Genomic DNA, 4,175 nt, shown 5'->3' with positions numbered 1-4,175 from the left:
GGGCGGCACCGGCCGCGGCCGCTTCGCCGCCGACGAGAACTGCGAACGCCCCGAGGCCCGCAGCCCCGCCCCGTCCCGGGACGAGAGCGGAGAAACGATCCGCAGGATCAAGGAACGCGGGTACCTGCGCGTCGGGGTGGACCAGAACAGCTACGGCTGGGGCTACCGCGACCCCAACAGCTCGCAGGAGCGGGTGGAGCTCTCCGGCTTCGACATCGACCTGGCCCACCGGATCGCCGACGAGATCCTCGGCCACCGCGCGCCCGGCGAGCCGTCCAACATCCGCTTCGCCGCCGTCCCCACCAGTCAGCGCATCCCGGCCGTGCAGGACGGCCGGGTCGACATGGTGGTGCGCACCATGACCATCACCTGCGACCGGCTGGACCAGGTCGCCTTCTCCGCGCCCTACTTCACCACCGGCCAGCAGGTCCTCGCCCCGGCGCACTCCGGCATCACGGGCTACGACCGCTCCCTGGCCGGGAAGAGGATCTGCACCGCGGAAGGTTCCACGGCCCGCCTGCGGCTGGAGCGGGACAAGGCGGCGGGGAAGCCGGCCGTCGCGAAGGCGGACATCGGGCCCGTCGTCCCCAACCAGCTGGACTGCCTGGTGCGGCTCCAGCTCGGCGAGGTCGACGCGGTGGTCACCGACAGCGCGCTGGCCGCCAGCCAGGCGGCCCAGGACCCGTCGGTGACGCTGATGGGCGAGGAGTTCACCGAGGAGTACTACGGCGTCGCGATGTCGCTGGAGTCGGAGGACCTGGTCCGCCGGGTGAACGCCGTGCTGCGCGACTACGTCGCGGACGGCGGCTGGAAGCGGGCCTACGACGAGTGGCTGGAGGCGACCATGAAGAAGCCCGCCGACCCGCCTCCCGCCGTCTACCGCGACTGACCCCTGCCCGCCCTGGGCAGGGTCCGAACGGCGCGGGCCGACGGAGCCCCGGGCCGACCGACCGCACGCACCGACTGCGCACTGAGAGGTGATCGATGGGCGACACGGGACACGCCCCGGGTCCGGTGATGGACCGGGACGAGGTGGACCGTGCGCTGGCGCGGCTCGGCGCGGAGCACGAGGCCATGGAGTCCTCGCTCCTCGCGCTGCAGGACCACGCGGGGCGCAGACTGCTCGAAGGGGCCGAGCTCACCGGGGCCACTCAGGAACGCTGGAAACGGGCGGAGGCGTCGATCACCCTCCTGTGGACCTGGTTCGACGCCTACACGGACACCCTGCGCACCGCCCGTGAGCTGCGGGCCCGCCGCCGCTGGGCCGGGCGCGAGGACCTGGTGGCGCTCACCGAGCTGCTGCGCGGCCCGAGCGTCACGGTGGCCGGCGCCGCCGCGGTGGAGACGGGCGCGCTCGCCGGGACCTCGGCCGTGCGCCTCAGCCGCCGCTACACGCTGGCCGCGCTGGTCGACCGGATGAACGGCCTGTACGCCGCCGCGCTGGACATGGTGGTGGCCGCCGACGCGGTCTGGTCGGCGCTGCCCGCGCGGATCGACATGCTCTCCGCCGAGCTGCGCCGCACCCGGGAGCTGGCCCGCTCGGTGGGCGTGCGTCCCGGTGAGCACCCGGCCGGCGACGACCTGGAACGCATCACCCGGGCCCTGACCCGGCTGCGCGAGACGGTGATCTCCGACCCGCTGTCCTTCTGGACGCCGGACCGGGGCAGCTCGGCGCCCGGCGCGGGCCGCCCGGACACCACCGCCTACGACCGGTACGCACGCGAACTCGAGGACGTTCGGCGGGAGATCGAGGCGGTGCTGACGGTCCGGCAGGACGCGGAGTCGCGGCTGATGCGGCTGCGGGACGTGCTCAGCCGCGCCGACCGCACGCTGGCCGAGGCGCGGCTCGCGCGCGGCGAGGTGCTGGCGAAGATCGCCGCCACCGAGGTGCCCGCGGTGAGCGGGCCGCCGACCGCGCTGCAGGAGGAGCTGTCGACGGCGGCGGAGTACCGGCGACAGGGCCTGTGGCACCGGCTGTCGCCGCTGCTGGAGGACCTGGAGCGCCGGGCGGAGGACGAACTGCTGCGCGCCCGCGAGTCGTTGACGGCGGTCACCGCGCCGCTGGCGATCCGCGCCGAGCTGCGCGGGCGGCTGGACGCCTACCGGGCGAAGGTGGCCCGCCACGGGCTGGCGGAGGACCCGCTGCTGGTCGAGCGGTACGACATCGCGCGGCGGATGCTGTGGAGCGCCCCCTGCGACCTGCGGGTGGCCGAACAGGCGGTGCTGCGCTACCAGCACACGGCGGTCGAGCTGCTGCGGCCCGTGATGCCCACCCAGGACGGGGCGGGGCGGCCGCGGGAGGCCCAGACGTGAGCGCCGACGGAGGGGGAGCTGTGCGGAGGGACGGGGCGTGAGTGACGTGAAGTGCCAGCGGCCGGGCTGCGAGGGGGCCTACGAGGACGTCGGCGGCGGCGAGCTGTACTGCGACCACTGCGGGCTGGCGCCGGTGGTCGCGCCGGACGGCATGGTCGGCGCGGCGCCCACGGGCATCACGGGCCGGATGCCGGGGAGTTCGGGCCGGCCCGCCGCCCAGGGAGACCCGTCGGCCGGACCGCCACCGGCCGGTCAGGGCCCCACCTCCACGGCGACCCCGGACGGCTCCGGCACCTCCGGCTCCGTCGGCTCGGGCGGCCCGGGCGGTTCTGCAGGCCCGGGCGGTGCGGGTGTCACCGGCGACTCGAACGGTGCCGGATCACCCGGCGGCCCGGGCGGTCCAGGCATCGCCGCGGGCTCGGGCGGTCCCGGGCTCCCCGGCGGCGCAGAAGGCGCGAACGCCCCCGCCGGCACCGGCGGCGCGGGCGGCTCGACGGGGTCCGTGCCGACGTCGCGGTCGTCACGGTCGTCCTCCCGCTCCCGGCGGTCGGTCTCCGGCCGGCTGTCGGGGACGCTCGGCGGCGCCGCCACGGTCGGCGCGGTGTCGGTGCGCAGCTCCGGCGCCCAGTCGAGCGGGTCGCGCCGCGGCCGGCTGGGCGCGGGCCTGGTCGACGTGCCCGCCGTGCCGCGGCCCGACCCCCGGGCCATGGTGCTGGACGACCCGCAGGTGCCGGAGCGCAAACGGTTCTGCTCCCGCTCCGACTGCGGCGCGCCCGTGGGCCGCGCCCGCGGCGACCGCCCCGGCCGCACCGAGGGGTTCTGCACCAAGTGCGGCCACCCCTACTCCTTCGTGCCCAAGCTGCGCGGCGGCGACGTGGTGCACGGCCAGTACCAGGTGGTGGGCTGTCTGGCGCACGGCGGACTCGGCTGGATCTACCTCGCCGTGGACCGCGCGGTCTCCGACCGGTGGGTCGTCCTCAAGGGCCTGCTGGACACCGGCGACCAGGACGCGATGGCCGCCGCCATCTCCGAGCGGCGCTTCCTCGCCGAGATCGAGCACGCCAACATCGTGCGGATCTACAACTTCGTCGAGCACCTCGACCAGCGGACCGGGTCCCTCGACGGTTACATCGTCATGGAGTACGTCGGCGGCAAGTCGCTGAAGGACATCGCCAACGGCCGCCGCACGCCGGAGGGCCGGCGCGACCCGCTGCCGGTGGAACAGGCCTGCGCCTACGGCATCGAGGCGCTGGAGGCACTGGGCCACCTGCACAGCCGCAACCTGCTGTACTGCGACTTCAAGGTCGACAACGCCATACAGACCGAGGACCAGCTGAAGCTGATCGACATGGGCGCGGTCCGCCGCATGGACGACTACGAGTCGGCCATCTACGGCACGATCGGCTACCAGGCGCCCGAGGTCTCCACGCTGGGCCCCTCCGTCGCCTCCGACCTGTACACCGTCGCCCGCACCCTGGCCGTGCTCAGCTTCGACTTCCACGGCTACACCACGGTGTACGCCGACTCGCTGCCCAACCCGGACGACATCGAGGTGTTCCGGCGGCACGAGTCCTTCTACCGGCTGCTGGTGCGGGCCACCGACCCGGACCCGGCGCGCCGCTTCTCCTCCGCCCAGGAGATGGCGGAGCAGCTCACCGGCGTCCTGCGCGAGGTCGTCTCGCTGCGCACGGGACGGCCGCGGCCCGCGCTGTCCACCCTGTTCGGCCCGGAACTGCGGGTCACCGACAGCCAGTTGTTCGACGACACCGATCCGGTGGTCTCCCGCCTCGGCGTCCGCGGCGACCCGGCGGGCGGACTGCTCGCCCGGCGCCGCCGCACCGCGGCCCCGCCCGGCGGAGCTC

At 75.0% G+C, this 4,175-nt stretch carries 3 protein-coding genes; all 3 read left to right on the top strand.

Annotated elements, in window-relative coordinates; translation table 11 throughout:
- Positions 1 to 889 (top strand): glutamate ABC transporter substrate-binding protein (locus tag ACOV8S_RS19895; RefSeq protein WP_448319141.1); only part of this gene is annotated, 889 nt, incomplete at its 5' end.
- Positions 890 to 984: 95 nt separating this feature from the next.
- Positions 985 to 2,313 (top strand): hypothetical protein, encoded by a 1,329-nt coding sequence (locus ACOV8S_RS19890; protein ID WP_448319140.1) that lies wholly within the window; start codon positions 985 to 987, stop codon positions 2,311 to 2,313.
- A 37-nt stretch (positions 2,314 to 2,350) separates the two neighbouring features.
- On the top strand, positions 2,351 to 4,175 hold a 1,825-nt coding region (locus ACOV8S_RS19885; RefSeq protein WP_448319139.1), incomplete at its 3' end, for a serine/threonine protein kinase.

The sequence above is a fragment of the Streptomyces sp. CO7 genome (assembly GCF_053474865.1).
Note: the sequence above shows the minus strand (reverse complement) of the source record. Positions and strands in the feature narration are given on the sequence as shown.